Below are 14,415 nucleotides of genomic sequence, written 5' to 3'. Positions count from 1 at the left end.
CGGCCGCGTGCATGTTCAGCCACGCAGTTTAGCGCGCATCCAGCGGATACGGCTGTTTGCGTGTGGATGAGTACAAAAAAACCCTGCTCGAGAGCAGGGTTTTGATGATTCAATGGCGGAGCGGACGGGACTCGAACCCGCGACCTCCGGCGTGACAGGCCAGCATTCTAACCAACTGAACTACCGCTCCGCGAAGCAGGAAAGTCTAATGACCTTCCCGGCACTTTGCAACACCGGAGACACGAAATATTCGCATCATCCGTCCCTCGCAAGAAAATGGTGGGCGCTGAGGGGATCGAACCCCCGACCCGCTCCGTGTAAAGGAGCCGCTCTACCGCTGAGCTAAGCGCCCACGAGGGACGCGCATGATAACGCAGCCGCACATCACGCGGGCAAAGAAAAACCCGGCGCATGGCCGGGTTTCTCATATCGCTTGGGCGATGCTTAGTTCACCGCATCCTTGAGCGCCTTGCCAGCCTTGAAGCCCGGAGCCTTCGAAGCAGCGATCTGCAGCGCTTCGCCCGTCTTCGGGTTGCGGCCGGTGCGGGCCGCACGCGAACGCACTTCGAAGGTGCCGAAGCCGGTCAGCGCGACCGAGTCGCCCGACTTGAGGGCACCAGTGACGCCACCCAGCACGGCATCGACGGCGCGACCAGCATCAGCCTTGGTGAGGCCGGCGGCCTGGGCAACATGATCAATCAATTCGGTCTTGTTCATTCGTGACTCCTAGTGTCGAGCGGCGACATGCCGCCGGGATTTACAAAATCGCGACTGCCGATGCGGTCGCATGTGATCGCTTGCGGTGAAGCGCAACCTTGCCGTTATACCAGTGGCCACACGGCTCGGGCAATAAAAACCCCGTTAAAACATGGCTTTTTTGATGTTGCAACGTGTCATCTAGTGCTTGACTTCACCCTTGCGTTTGCGCTTGTCATCCGCAGACTTGGGTGGAATCACCGCCTCTGCTGCGGTTTCAGGCACCTCAACATTCGCAGGTGTCAGCGGGCGTTCCAGTGCCAGATCCAGCACTTCATCGATCCATTTCACCGGCACGATCTTCATGTGCTGGGTCACGGTCGCGGGAATATCCGCCAGATCTTTCTTGTTCTCATCGGGAATGATGACGGTCTTGATACCACCTCGCAGCGCCGCCAATAGCTTCTCCTTCAAGCCGCCGATCGCCGACACGCGTCCACGCAGAGTGATCTCACCGGTCATTGCCACATCCGCGCGCACGGGGATCTTGGTCAACATCGACACCAAGGCCGTCGTCATCGCGATGCCTGCACTCGGGCCGTCCTTCGGCGTCGCGCCATCGGGCACGTGCACGTGTACGTCGAACTTCGACAGGAAATCGAGGTCGATGCCGAAGCGCTCGGTGCGCGAACGCACGACCGACAACGCCGCCGATGCGGATTCTTTCATCACATCGCCCAGCTGACCGGTGAGGATCAGCGCGCCCTTGCCCGGCACCAGCGTCGATTCGATCTGCAGCAGATCGCCGCCGACTTCCGTCCACGCGAGACCCGTGACCAGACCGATTTCGTTGTCGGCTTCGGCGCGACCGAAATCGAAACGCTGCACACCAAGATACTTCTCAAGGTTCTTGTCGCTGACCTTGATCGTCTTCGTCGACTTCTTTTTCTGCGGGCCGGCCAACGCGATTTCCTTCACCACCTTGCGCGCAACCTTGGCGACTTCACGCTCCAGGTTGCGCACGCCGGATTCGCGCGTGTAGTAACGCACGATGTCGCGGATCGCGCTTTCCTGGATCTCCAGCTCACCGTCGCGCAGACCGTTCGCCTTGATCTGCTTCGGCACGAGATAGCGCATCGCGATGTTGACCTTTTCTTCCTCGGTGTAGCCGGGGATGCGGATCACTTCCATGCGGTCCAGCAACGGGCCCGGGATGTTCATCGAGTTGGACGTCGCGATGAACATCACCTCGGACAAATCCAGATCCACTTCCAGATAATGGTCGTTGAAGCTGTGGTTCTGCTCAGGATCGAGCACTTCGAGCAATGCCGATGACGGATCGCCGCGGAAATCCATCGCCATCTTGTCGATTTCATCCAGCACGAACAGCGGGTTCTTGGTGCCGACCTTGTTGAGGTTCTGCACGATGCGGCCCGGCATCGAGCCGACATAGGTGCGGCGATGGCCACGAATCTCGGCCTCGTCACGCACGCCGCCGAGCGCCATGCGCACGAACTTGCGATTGGTCGCCTTGGCGATGGATTGACCCAAGGACGTCTTGCCGACGCCCGGCGGGCCGACCAGGCACAGGATCGGGCCCTTCATCTTCGACACACGCGACTGCACCGCGAGGTATTCAAGGATGCGGTCCTTCACCTTCTCCAGGCCAAAATGGTCGGCGTCCAGCACGTCCTGCGCGGCCTTGAGGTCCTTGCGCACCTTGCTGCGCTTCTTCCACGGCACGCCCAGCAGCCAGTCAAGGTAGTTGCGAACGACGCCCGCTTCAGCCGACATCGGTGACATCTGCTTGAGCTTGTTGTATTCGGCCTTGGCCTTGGCCTCGACCGCCTTGGGCATGCCCGCGTCGGCGATCTTGCGCGCGATGTCATCGAGTTCGTTGCTGCCGTCCTCGCCCTCGCCCAGCTCCTTCTGGATCGCCTTCATCTGCTCATTGAGGTAGTACTCGCGCTGGCTCTTCTCCATCTGCGACTTCACCCGGCCGCGGATCTTTTTCTCCAGCTGCTGCACGTCGAGCTCGCCATCGACAAAGCCGACCAGCATCTCCAGACGCTCGCCGGTATCTAAGGTCTCCAGCAACTTCTGTTTGTCGGCCAGACGCACGCCGAGGTGCGCGGCGACAGTGTCGGCGAAACGCTCGGGTTCCTCGATGCCGGACAATGTCTGGATGAGCTCCGGCGGCAGCTTGCGATTGGACTTGACGTATTCCTCGAACAGGCCAAGCAAGGAACGCGCAATCGCATCCAGCTCGCGACCATCGCGGATGGTGGTCTCGCGCAGCTCGTCCACTTCGGCCAAGAGCGCACCTTCGCGTTCCTCAACATTCGATACGCGTGCACGGCCCACGCCTTCGACCAGCACCTTGATGGTGCCGTCAGGCAGCTTCAGCAATTGCAGCACGTTGGCGAGCGCGCCAACTTCGTAGATATCGTCCGCGCCCGGGTCATCAGTCTCCGCCGATTTCTGCGCGACCAGCACGATGCGCTTGTCGCCTTCCATCGCCATCTCCAGCGCCTTGATCGACTTGTCGCGGCCGACGAACAGCGGGATCACCATGTGCGGGAACACCACCACGTCGCGCAGCGGCAGCACCGGCAGTAAGGCGCGTGGGATGAGGGTGTCCTGTTGGGTCATGTTTCACTCCAGTTGGCGGCAGTTCCGCCCTGCATCTCTTTATGGGGGCCGCGCTGCCCAGAGGCAAGCGCGAAAACAAAAACCCCGGCAGCGCCGGGGTCGATGTTCAGCTCACTCACCGGATGCCTTGGGCATCGCGGGCTCAGCCGGCGGATTTTCGTAGATGACGAAGGGTTCGGTCTTGTGCTCGATGACGGATTCGTCCACCACGACCTTGCTCACGTTCTCGAGCGATGGCAGGTCGTACATGGTGTCGAGGAGGACCGATTCGACGATCGTGCGCAGGCCGCGCGCGCCAGTCTTGCGCTTGAGCGCCTTCTTGGCAATCGCCGACAGTGCATCGGGACGGAATTCGAGCTCCACGCCCTCCATCTCGAACAACTTCTTGAACTGCTTGGTGATGGCGTTCTTGGGCTCGGTCAGGATTGAGATCAATGCCGCCTCGTCCAGCTCCTCGAGCGTGGCGACGACCGGCAGGCGACCCACGAATTCGGGAATGAGACCGAACTTGATCAGGTCTTCCGGCTCCACATCCGCCAGCACCTTGCCGATCTCCACCTTGCGCTCTGATGACTTCACCTTGGCGCCAAAGCCAATCCCGCCGGCCTCGGTGCTGCGCTGCTGAATGATCTTGTCCAGGCCCGCGAACGCGCCGCCGACGATGAAGAGGATGTTGCGCGTATCGACCTGCAGGAACTCCTGCTGCGGATGTTTGCGCCCGCCTTGCGGCGGCACGCTGGCAACGGTGCCTTCGATCAGTTTCAACAGCGCCTGCTGCACGCCCTCGCCTGACACGTCGCGGGTGATCGACGGGTTCTCGGACTTGCGGCTGATCTTGTCGATCTCGTCGATGTAGACGATGCCCTGCTGCGCCTTGTCGACGTCGTAGTCGCACTTCTGCAGCAGCTTCTGGATGATGTTTTCCACGTCCTCGCCGACGTAACCCGCTTCGGTCAACGTGGTCGCATCGGCCATGGTGAACGGCACGTTGAGCATGCGCGCCAGCGTTTCGGCCAGCAGCGTCTTGCCCGAGCCGGTCGGCCCGACCAGAAGGATGTTGGACTTGGCCAACTCCACCTCGTCCGACTTCTGCCGGCTCTCGATGCGCTTGTAGTGGTTGTACACGGCGACGGCGAGCGTCTTCTTGGCGCGCGCCTGACCGATCACGTATTGGTCCAAGACCTCAAGGATCTCCTTCGGCTTGGGCAGCGCGCTACGTGCAGTCTGAGACTTCTCCGTGAGCTCTTCACGGATGATGTCGTTGCACAGGTCCACACACTCATCGCAAATGAACACGCTGGGACCCGCGATCAATTTCCGGACCTCGTGCTGGCTCTTCCCGCAGAACGAGCAGTAGAGGATCTTGGTGCTGTCGCCGGAATGGCCCTTGCGGTCTTCGGTCATGCGTCGTACCTAAATTTAAGCGTGTTTAGTGCTGCGTGAAGCCTTTGTTAAACGGCTTGCAGCCCGAGAATAGCACAGGCCCGGCGATGTGCCGGGCCTGCTGTTTTGACGCCGATTTGGCCGATTAGTTCGGCTGGATCGAGTCTTCCGGACGGCGTTCCAGTACCCGGTCAACGAGGCCGTAGTCACGCGCGGCTTCGGCGGACTTGAAGTTGTCGCGCTCGGTGTCGTGGGCGATGGTCTCGAACGACTGGCCGGTGTGCTTGGCCAGGATTTCGTTCAGGCGCTGCTTCATCCCCAAAATCTCGCGGGCATGGATATCGATGTCGGTCGCCTGGCCTTGGAATCCACCCAGCGGCTGATGGATCATCACCCGCGAATTCGGCAGGGCGTAACGCTTGCCCGGCGCACCGGCGGCAAGCAGCAGCGCGCCCATCGAGGCGGCCTGACCGATGCAGGTGGTGGACACGTCCGGCTTGATGAACTGCATGGTGTCGTAGATCGCCATGCCAGCGGTGACGATGCCGCCCGGCGAGTTGATGTAGATGCTGATTTCCTTTTCGGGATTTTCAGCTTCCAGGAACAGCAGCTGGGCGACGATCACGTTGGCCATGTGATCGTCGATCGGGCCGACCATGAAGATCAGCCGCTCTTTGAGCAGGCGCGAATAGATGTCGTAAGCGCGCTCGCCGCGGCTGGTCTGTTCGACCACCATCGGCACCAGGTTCAGGGCTTTGGTTTCAAGGCTGCTCATGCGGGCTCCGGATTGTGGACACCATCACTCGGGGCGGATGGCGTCCTGGAAGGGTAAGGGCTGCTCGGTGTGCTGGGCTTGCTCGGCAACCCAATCGGTCACCTGCTCTTCCATCACGCGATTCTGCAGTCCAGCCAAGAGTTGGGGATCATTTCGGTAAAGTTCAATGACCTGGTCGGGCTCTTCGTAGGTCGAAGCGATCAGGCGCATCGTCTCCATCAGGCGACCGCGATCCAGCTGCAGCTTGTTGCGACGGGCCACTTCGCCCGTGAACAGGGCGATCAGCACGCGCTTGCCTGCGGCGTCCATGAAGTTGGCAGGATCCGCCTGTATGGCTTGGCCTTGCTCACGGGCTTGCTGAACGGCGTTCTCGGCCATGGCCTTGGCCTCCAGCTCAACCAGTTTCGGCGGCATGGTGACGTGGTTGTAGCTGCTGATGATTTCTTCACCCACTGCACGGCGCAGGCGGTACATCAACGCCCCCTTGAGCTCACGCTCCAGGTTGCTGCGGATTTCCTTGCGGAAGTCTTCCAGCTCACCGCTCTTCACGCCAAAGCTGCGGATGAAGGCATGGTTGGCTTCCGGCAGCTGCGGCTCGGCGACTTGCAACGCCTTCAGACTGACGTTGGCAGTCTTGCCGGCCAGCGGAGCGACAGGCCACTCTGCTGGAAAAGCGACTTCCGCGGTCTTCTCGTCACCGGCCTTGAGGCCGACAAGCTCGGCTTCGATGGTCGGGAACAGCATGCCGCTACCAATCACGGTGGAGCCACGCTCGCTGCCTTCGGTCGGCAGACGCACGCCATCGGCCTCGGTCCACATCTCGACATCAACCAGATCACCGTCTTTGGCTTCGCGGGTGACCGGCGACCAGCTGCGACGCTGCTCGCGCAGGTTCTCGATCATGCGGTCGATGTCCGCATCTTCCACCGCCGAGGTATGACGGGTGATGTTGAGCTTGCCAAGGTCGATGTCGCCAAATTCCGGCACCACTTCGAAATCGGCCACGTAGGCCAGCTCGCCTTCGCCGGCGGCTTCGTCGGACGGCTCGATACGCGGGCTGCCGGCAATCTGGAAGGTCTCTTCGCGCAACGCGTCGCCAAAGCCTTCGCGCAGCAGGTTGTCAAGGATCTCGGCGCGCACCTGCGGGCCGTAGCGCTTCTCAATCACGCTGGTCGGCACCTTGCCCGGACGGAAGCCCTTGATGCGGGCGTCGCGCGCGATCTCGCGCAGGCGGCTGCCCACGCGACCTTCGAGGTCGGCGGTCGGAACGCGGAACACCACGCGGCGGCCAAGATCACCGGTGGATTCGATCGAAACCTGCATAAGAACTCCTGCCACCTGCTCGCCGGTGGTCTTTATCCGTGGTTGCATTGGGGCGATCGCGTGAACGATGCGCCGAACGCATTAGTTTGGCGGATTTCAGCCTGACGCGCCAGCCGCGAAGGGATATTTGCACCTCGCCCACGCGACATCCCCACCGGCTTCAATACCGAAAGGGGCCTGATTGATCCTGGGATGGTGCGAAAGGGGGGACTCGAACCCCCACGCCTTGCGGCACTAGAACCTAAATCTAGGGCGTCTACCAATTCCGCCACTTTCGCGATGTCATTACCATTCTGCCAAAAGAAAGCCCGGCGCGAGGCCGGGCTTCTCGGGTTTGGTGGGCCGTCAAGGATTCGAACCTTGGACCTATTGATTAAGAGTCAACTGCTCTACCAACTGAGCTAACGGCCCGAGCTGAAAATTGTAGCGGAGCGCGATGCCCTGCTGCAATCCCGTCGCAAAAATGGGGTGGATGATGGGATTTGAACCCACGACCCCCGGAATCACAATCCGGTGCTCTAACCAACTGAGCTACACCCACCATTGAAGCGTTTTCGTGTTGCCGGAAGCTGGCGCGCCCGGCAGGAATCGAACCTGCAACCACCGGCTTAGAAGGCCGGTGCTCTATCCGATTGAGCTACGGGCGCCCGTTTCGGATTGTCGCATCGTCGACGGCACCAGTGGTGGTCGGGGTAGAGGGATTCGAACCCCCGACATCCTGCTCCCAAAGCAGGCGCGCTACCAGACTGCGCTATACCCCGCCGGAGTACCGGTCCCGCCGCCGCATCGAACCGATGCCACGAGGCCGTGCATTGTCGGGCCACGGCATAGTGCTGTCAAACACTGAATGCACTCTGTGTATGCTTTGCCCTGCACGGCCACCTCCTGATCGCACAAGGACACGACATGATTCGCAGTGGAAACCCCGCCCTGAAGGAATCCACCTTCCTCGACTCCGCCACCGGCGTTGTGGTCACGCGCGATGGTGGCGCAATGACACTCAATGGCACGGTCAACAAAACCGGCTTGCTGTTGTTACTGGCCGTCATCACGGCGGCTTATGCCTGGTCGCAGACCCTGGATGCCAGCGGCAACCTCAGCGCCACCGCTCCGTATTACCTGTGGGGCGGCGTGATCGGCGGGCTAGTGCTCGCGCTCGTCACCGTGTTCAAAAAAGAATGGGCGCCGGTCACTGCGCCGCTTTACGCGCTGGTCGAAGGCCTGTTCCTCGGCAGTATTTCGGCCATCTACAACGCGCGCTTCGAAGGCATCGTGTTCCAGGCGGTCATGCTGACTTTCGCAATCATGTTTGCGTTGCTCATGGCCTATCGCTCAGGGCTGATAAAGGCAACCGAAAACTTCAAACTGGGGGTGGTTGCCGCGACCGGCGGCATCTTCCTCGTCTACCTCGCCACATTCGTGTTGGGCTTCTTCGGCATCAAGATTCCGATGATCCACGACTCCGGCCTGATCGGCATCGGCTTCAGCCTGTTCGTCGTCGTGATCGCCGCGCTCAATCTGGTGCTGGATTTCGACTTCATCGAGACCGGCGTCGAGAAAGGCGCGCCAAAATACATGGAGTGGTACGGCGCGTTCGGCTTGATGGTGACACTGGTCTGGCTTTACCTGGAAATCCTGCGCCTGTTGTCGAAATTGCAATCGCGCAATTGAGTGTTCGCGTCATCGTCAAAGAATCAGGCCGCCCTTGGGCGGCCTGTTTTGTTTGGGATGTTGTGTCGTTGCGGCGACATGGCGAAAGCTTGCTACAGCTAGTGACCTTATCTACTTCGCGCGTCTCGACGCGCTGATTTCCATCGTTGCTGAAGGTTTCTGGAGGCGAGGCATCGCGATGAACACGATCGCGACGGCACCGAGTGCCCAGCAGTAGTACACCTGCCCTGCAATCTCCAGCGGCGAGAGTTTCGCCAATGACGCCGCGAGCAATATCTGCGCGCCCCACGGGATCAACCCTTGGGCCACGCAGCTGAAGATGTCCAGCACGCTGGCAGCGCGCCTGGGCGTGACGCCATGACGCTCGGCGATGTCGCGGGCCAGACTGCCGCTGATGAGAATCGCCACCGTGTTGTTGGCGGTGAACACATCGGTCACCGTGGACAGCGCCGCGATGCTGGCCTCGCCGCTGCGCGGGCCCGCATGCCCACGCGCGAAGCGTGCCACTTGCGCGGAGACCCACGCCAACCCGCCACTCGCCCGCGTGAGCTCGGCCAATCCGCCGATCAGGATGGATAGCAGGGTGATCTCCACCATGTTCTCGAAACCGCTGTAGATGTCGCTGGCCCAACGCACTGCGTCGTAACTTTCGGCACCGAAGCAGTAGCCGAACGTAGCAGCCAGCACGATTCCGCATCCCAATACCACCAGCACGTTGACGCCGGCGATCGCAAGGCCCAGCACAACGAGGTACGGCAACACCAGCCAAGGCGATGCGGATGGTGGCAAGGCGACCTCGGACTGCCCGCGCCCCAACACGGCCAGCAGTACCAGCACCAGCAGCGCAGCCGGCAATGCGATCTTCACGTTCTCGCGGAATTTGTCGCGCATTTGCGCACCCTGCGTGCGGGTGGCAGCGATGGTGGTGTCCGACACCACCGACAAGTTATCGCCAAACATTGCGCCGCCCACGATGCTGGCCACGACCAATCCGACCGGCAGGCCCGTCGCATCCGCGACGCCGAGCGCAATCGGCACCACCGCGGCCAGCGTGCCCATCGAGCTGCCGATGGCCAGCGACACGAAGCCGGCAATCAGAAACAGCCCGGGCAACACCCAACCCGCCGGCAAATGCCCCAGCGCCAGACCCACTACCGCATCCACCGCACCCACTGCCTGCGTCACAGCCGCGAACGCGCCCGCCAGCAGGAAAATAAGGCACATCAGCATCACATTGCTGTCGCCCATGCCGGCCAATAGGCGCTCGGTCGCATCCACCTTGCGGCGATGCGCGATCCACGCCGCCAGCACCAGCGCCGGCAAGATGGCCACGGGGGCGCGCAAGGTGTAGAAGCCCATTGCCTCGCCGTGCGCGGTGAAATAGACGCCTGCGCCGAAGAACAGGCCCAAAAACACCAATAGCGGCCACAGGGCCCAGCCATTCGGCTTGTCAGTCAATCGGGGCTCCATCGCTTCATCATGATTAAAAGATGAAATATTGTGCGATGCGACAAGCCCGATGTCCAGCCCGTCAACGACAACGGGACGCCGAAGCGCCCCGTTGCTGGTGTACGACGATGAGGAAGCCTTTACAGGCGCGAAGCAATCGCCTCGGCAAAGCTCATCGTGTTGCCGGTGCCGCCCAGGTCTGGCGTGAGATTGTCGCGGGCTTCGAGCGTGGCGACGATCGCCTTGCGCAGGCGCTCCGCCTCTTGCGGCATGCCCAGGTGATCCAGCATCTGGCCCGCGCCCAGCAGCAAGGCGCACGGGTTGGCGATGCCCTTGCCCGCGATGTCCGGCGCCGAGCCGTGCACGGCTTCGAAGATGGCTGCATCGGTGCCGATGTTCGCGCCCGGGGCCAGGCCCAGGCCACCGACGAGGCCCGCGCACAGGTCGGAAATGATGTCGCCGAAGAGGTTGGTCGTCACGATGATGTCGAACTGCTCGGGCTTCATCACCAACTGCATGCAGGTGTTGTCGACGATCATCTCGTTGCATTCGATGTCCGGATACTGCGCGGCGACTTCGCGCGCGGTCTTGAGGAACAGGCCGCTGGTCGACTTAAGGATATTGGCCTTGTGCACCACGGTGACCTTCTTGCGGCCGGTCTTGCGCGCCAGGTCAAAGGCGTAACGCACGATGCGCTCGGAGCCCTTGTGGGTGATCTTCTGGATCAGGGTCGCAGTCTCGCCGTCTTCGCTCACCTGCTGGCCTTCACCCGTGTACGCGCCTTCGGTGTTCTCGCGCACGGTGATGAGATCCACGCCCGAGGGGAAGCGCGACTTGGTGTTGGGGAAGCTCTTCGCCGGACGGACGTTGGCGTACAGGTCGAAGTGGCGGCGCAGTTGCACGTTGATCGAGGAGAAGCCCTCACCCACCGGCGTCGTCAGCGGCGACTTCAGCGCGATCTTGTTCTTGCTGATGGAGTCGAGCGTCGCCTTCGGCAACAGCTCGCCATGCTTTTCCAGCGCCACCAGGCCCGCGTCGGCTTCCTCGTACTGCAGGCCGAGGTTCATTTTGTCGAGGACGTGCAACGTGGCGGCCATGATTTCCGGGCCGATGCCGTCGCCGCGGATCACGGTGATGGTGTGGGTCATGTGGGGATTCCTGCGTTTGGCCGGCAAAACACCGGCGTGGAGGTCGATATCAGCCCACTATTATGCCGCGTATGGTCACGCCCGGCATTGACCAATGGTCGAAGCCGAGCCCGGCGTGTCCGGCTGGGCCGGGTGATGCCAGCGACTCAGCCGTGATCGTGGGCGCTGGGCGATGCGGCATCCCCTGCCTCCAGCCGATCGAGGAAATCGACCGCGCGGCGCAAGTGCGGGATGACGATGCTGCCGCCAACGACAAGGCCAATCGAGAACGCTTCGAACATCTCGTCGCGGTTGACGCCCGCCTCGCGGCACTGGGCGACGTGATAGCTGATGCAGTCGTCGCAGCGCAGCACCATCGAGGCAACCAGGCCGCACAGCTCCTTGGTCTTCACGTCCAGCGCGCCTGCCTGATAGGTCTGCGTATCCAGCGCGAAGAAGCGGCGCACGACCTGGTTGGGTTCGGCCAGGATGCGTTCGTTCATGCGCTGGCGGAATTCGGTGAACGCCTTGACGCGGTCGGCTTCGGTCTCGGCGTTGCTCATTCGCCGGCTCCGGCCAGCAGCGGCTCGAATTTGCCTTCGCGATGCATCGCTATCATGTCGTCGTAGCCGCCGACATGCACATCGCCGACGAAGATCTGCGGCACGCTGGTGCGCTTGGCCTTCGCGATCATCTTGTCGCGCTGGACCGGGTCCAGGTCGATGCGCACCTCCTTCCACTCAAGGCCTTTGCTCTTGAGGAAGTTCTTAGCGGCAACGCAGTACGGGCAAACCAGGGTGCTGTAGATGGTGATTTCAGGCTGGGCCATCGAAGGCTCCGAAACGAGGACAGACGCCCACGATAAGCAGCGCACGATTAACCTGCAATTCACGCCATGACGCCGATGCACGGGCATGCTGTCAGGATGCCTCGAACTCCCGCACCGCTTCGCCCTGCCCTGCTCGCCATCGCCTGTGTTGTTGGCTTGGCTGGCCTGACCTCGCCATCATTGGCGCAGGAAGGCCGCCTGCCGGACATGGGCTCATCGGCCGGCCGAGTGTTGAGCCCCGTCGAACAGCAAGGCTATGGCGCGATGATGCTGTCCCAGCTGCGCCATTACGGTTACACGCTGGAAGACCCACTCATCGCGCAGTGGCTGCAAGGGATGGGGCAGCGCTTGGGCGCGGCGAGCGACCGCCCGGAGCAGCCCTTCACCTTCTTCATGATGCGCGACCGCCAGATCAATGCCTTCGCCACCTTGGGCGGCTACGTCGGCATGAACGCGGGCCTGGTGCTGGCGGCAGAAAGCGAGGATGAGGTCGCTGGCGTGTTGGGCCACGAAATCGCGCATGTGACGCAAACCCATGTGCTGCGTGCGGTCGAGCGCGCGCAACGCGACAGCATCCCCATCCTCCTTGGCATGCTGGGTGCGATTTTGGTCGCTCAGAAAGCGGGCGGCGGCGGCAATTCCAGCGGCAACGCCACGATGGCCGCGGTCATGGGCGCGCAAGGCCTGATGGTTCAGCGCCAGATCGACTACACCCGCAGCAACGAATCGGAAGCCGATCGCCTGGGTATCCGCACACTGGCGCGCAGCGGCTATGACCCGAAAGCGATGGCGGTGATGTTCGAACGGATGCAGGCGGCGACGCGAGTGAACCGCGGCAGCGAGGAAAACCGCGCGCCGGATTACCTACTTACCCACCCTGTCACCACCGTACGTATTGCCGAAGCCAAAGAGCGCGCGTCGCGTGTTGAAGTGACGCCATTTAGCAAGGGCGCCTTCGCGCGCAGTGACAATCCGCTGCTGCCCGGCAACCTGCAGGTGGAAATCGCTCGTACCGGCGGCGGCACCGGCGAATTTGACTGGGCACGCGAACGTCTGCGCGCGCTATCGGCCAACACACCGAAAGCCGCCATCGCCGAATACGAGCAATTCGGTCGGCACGGCAAGCTGACCGATGCCCAGCGTTACGGCCTGGCCGTGGCGCAATTGCAGGATGGTCAGGGCGCAGCGGCTCAAATGACGCTGGCACCACTCTTGCCAGCGCATTCGGGTGATCGCTGGATCCAGTTGGCGATGGCCGAAGCCCACGCGCGTGCAGGTGATCGCGCCGGCGCCGATGAGCGCTTTGCCCAGTTACACGCACGTCTGCCGAATGACCGCGCGGTCGCCATCACTTGGGCGAAGTTGCTGTCGGAGCGCAACAACGCCGAAGCCGGCCGCAAAGCGCTGGATATCTTGCGCCCACTCTTGGGCAGCGCGGGCACAGACCCCAGCTTCCAGCAGGTCTTCGCCCGCGCCAACGAGATCGCAGGCGATCCAGTCCGTGCAGGCGAGGCTTATGCCGAAGCTGAATATCTGAATGGCAATCCCGAGCGTGCGTTGCTCCAGCTCAACACCCTGCGCAAGCGCCCGGACCTGGACTACTACGCCCGTGCCCGCATCGATGCGCGCATCGCCGCCATCACCCCGACCGTGGAAGAACTGCGCCGACAGGGCATTCGTGACATGGACGAGGAACGCCAAGCCCGCGGAAATTAAGCATTTTCTGGCCAGCCCTTGCGCTTGTCATGAAACCGTCACCAAACTGTCGTTTACTGCCACGCACCCCATAGGGACCGCGCCGCCGTGCAGAAACGCATCCTCATCGTCGACGACGAACCCGCCATTCGCGACATGGTCGCCTTCGCCCTGCGCAAGGGGGAATACGAACCCATTCACGCCGGCGACGCCCGCGAGGCGCAGACCGCCATTGCCGACCACGTCCCTGACCTCATCCTGCTCGACTGGATGCTGCCGGGCACCAGCGGCCTGGACCTCGCCCGCCGCTGGCGCAAGGACGGCATGACCCGCGACATCCCGATCATCATGCTCACCGCGCGCGGCGAGGAGAATGATCGCGTCAGCGGCCTGGAAGCCGGCGTCGATGACTACGTGGTCAAGCCGTTCTCCGCGCGCGAGCTCCTCGCCCGCATCCGCGCGGTCATGCGCCGCTCACGCGAGGATGACGAGGAAGGCAACGTCGCCGTCGGCGGCCTGCGCATCGATGGCGCAGCACATCGCGTCTTCGCGCAAAATGGCGATAGCCAATCGCCTGTGTCCATCGGTCCCACCGAATATCGTCTGCTGCATTTCTTCATGACCCATCCCGAACGCGTCTACACCCGCTCGCAACTGCTGGACCACGTCTGGGGCGGCAACGTCTATGTCGAGGAGCGCACTGTCGATGTGCACATTCGTCGCCTGCGCAAGACCTTGGAACCATTTGGGCTGGAGCACATGGTGCAGACGGTGCGTGGCGCGGGCTATCGCTTTTCCGCAGCGATCTGATCCCT

At 62.1% G+C, this 14,415-nt stretch carries 12 protein-coding genes and 7 tRNA genes; 3 read left to right on the top strand and 16 right to left on the bottom strand.

Annotated features, from left to right (window positions below; all coding sequences use genetic code 11):
* Positions 1-113: 113 nt before the first annotated feature.
* The 12 genes from BW989_RS08520 to BW989_RS08465 form a co-directional block, all read right to left on the bottom strand.
* Positions 114-190, bottom strand: a tRNA-Asp gene (locus BW989_RS08520).
* An 87-nt stretch (positions 191-277) separates the two neighbouring features.
* Positions 278-352, bottom strand: a tRNA-Val gene (locus BW989_RS08515).
* A 92-nt stretch (positions 353-444) separates the two neighbouring features.
* Positions 445-717 (bottom strand): HU family DNA-binding protein, encoded by a 273-nt coding sequence (locus BW989_RS08510; RefSeq protein ID WP_076587355.1) that lies wholly within the window; start codon positions 715-717, stop codon positions 445-447.
* A gap of 180 nt (positions 718-897) precedes the next feature.
* Positions 898-3,348, bottom strand: coding sequence for an endopeptidase La (lon, locus tag BW989_RS08505; RefSeq protein WP_076587353.1), 2,451 nt, complete (start codon positions 3,346-3,348; stop codon positions 898-900).
* 111 nt (positions 3,349-3,459) lie between these two features.
* Positions 3,460-4,752 carry an ATP-dependent Clp protease ATP-binding subunit ClpX gene (clpX, locus tag BW989_RS08500; RefSeq protein WP_076587351.1) on the bottom strand — a complete coding sequence of 431 codons (1,293 nt, stop codon included), beginning with the start codon at positions 4,750-4,752 and terminating at the stop codon, positions 3,460-3,462.
* A 124-nt stretch (positions 4,753-4,876) separates the two neighbouring features.
* On the bottom strand, positions 4,877-5,506 hold the full coding sequence (gene clpP, locus BW989_RS08495) for an ATP-dependent Clp endopeptidase proteolytic subunit ClpP (RefSeq protein ID WP_076587349.1): 630 nt from the start codon (positions 5,504-5,506) through the stop codon (positions 4,877-4,879).
* 24 nt (positions 5,507-5,530) lie between these two features.
* Positions 5,531-6,829: a trigger factor gene (tig, locus tag BW989_RS08490; RefSeq protein WP_076587347.1), complete on the bottom strand. Its 1,299-nt coding sequence runs from the start codon at positions 6,827-6,829 to the stop codon at positions 5,531-5,533.
* Positions 6,830-7,022: 193 nt separating this feature from the next.
* Positions 7,023-7,107, bottom strand: a tRNA-Leu gene (locus tag BW989_RS08485).
* A gap of 57 nt (positions 7,108-7,164) precedes the next feature.
* Positions 7,165-7,240, bottom strand: a tRNA-Lys gene (locus tag BW989_RS08480).
* A 53-nt stretch (positions 7,241-7,293) separates the two neighbouring features.
* Positions 7,294-7,370 (bottom strand) — tRNA-His (locus BW989_RS08475).
* A 29-nt stretch (positions 7,371-7,399) separates the two neighbouring features.
* Positions 7,400-7,476 (bottom strand) — tRNA-Arg (locus BW989_RS08470).
* A 37-nt stretch (positions 7,477-7,513) separates the two neighbouring features.
* Positions 7,514-7,590: transfer RNA gene (locus BW989_RS08465), tRNA-Pro, on the bottom strand.
* A gap of 148 nt (positions 7,591-7,738) precedes the next feature.
* Here BW989_RS08465 and BW989_RS08460 point away from each other — a divergent pair.
* The gene (locus BW989_RS08460) at positions 7,739-8,500 is read left to right on the top strand and encodes a Bax inhibitor-1/YccA family protein (RefSeq protein WP_076587916.1); all 762 of its coding nucleotides are present in this window, start codon (positions 7,739-7,741) and stop codon (positions 8,498-8,500) included.
* A 111-nt stretch (positions 8,501-8,611) separates the two neighbouring features.
* On the opposite strand, the gene BW989_RS08455 is transcribed toward BW989_RS08460, so the two are convergent.
* The 4 genes from BW989_RS08455 to grxC form a co-directional block, all read right to left on the bottom strand.
* Complete coding sequence (locus BW989_RS08455; protein WP_129582876.1) at positions 8,612-9,958, bottom strand: Na+/H+ antiporter NhaC family protein; 1,347 nt, start codon at positions 9,956-9,958, stop codon at positions 8,612-8,614.
* Positions 9,959-10,089: 131 nt separating this feature from the next.
* Positions 10,090-11,097, bottom strand: a complete 1,008-nt coding sequence (locus tag BW989_RS08450) for an isocitrate dehydrogenase (protein WP_076587343.1) — start codon at positions 11,095-11,097, stop codon at positions 10,090-10,092.
* A 146-nt stretch (positions 11,098-11,243) separates the two neighbouring features.
* Positions 11,244-11,639 carry a carboxymuconolactone decarboxylase family protein gene (locus BW989_RS08445; RefSeq protein WP_076587341.1) on the bottom strand — a complete coding sequence of 132 codons (396 nt, stop codon included), beginning with the start codon at positions 11,637-11,639 and terminating at the stop codon, positions 11,244-11,246.
* A complete protein-coding gene (grxC, locus tag BW989_RS08440; RefSeq protein WP_076587339.1) occupies positions 11,636-11,905 on the bottom strand; it encodes a glutaredoxin 3 in 270 nt (89 codons plus the stop codon). Before grxC ends, BW989_RS08445 begins: the two co-directional genes overlap by 4 nt.
* Positions 11,906-12,001: 96 nt before the next feature.
* Between grxC and BW989_RS08435 the strand changes: the two genes are divergently transcribed.
* Positions 12,002-13,621 carry a M48 family metalloprotease gene (locus BW989_RS08435; RefSeq protein ID WP_076587338.1) on the top strand — a complete coding sequence of 540 codons (1,620 nt, stop codon included), beginning with the start codon at positions 12,002-12,004 and terminating at the stop codon, positions 13,619-13,621.
* Positions 13,622-13,708: 87 nt separating this feature from the next.
* On the top strand, positions 13,709-14,410 hold the full coding sequence (gene phoB, locus BW989_RS08430) for a phosphate regulon transcriptional regulator PhoB (RefSeq protein ID WP_076587336.1): 702 nt from the start codon (positions 13,709-13,711) through the stop codon (positions 14,408-14,410).
* Positions 14,411-14,415 lie beyond the last annotated feature (5 nt).

The sequence above is a fragment of the Solilutibacter tolerans genome (assembly GCF_900155935.1).
GTDB lineage: Bacteria > Pseudomonadota > Gammaproteobacteria > Xanthomonadales > Xanthomonadaceae > Solilutibacter > Solilutibacter tolerans.
The sequence above is the reverse complement of the archived record's forward strand: the minus strand, read 5'-3'. Positions and strand labels throughout refer to the sequence as shown.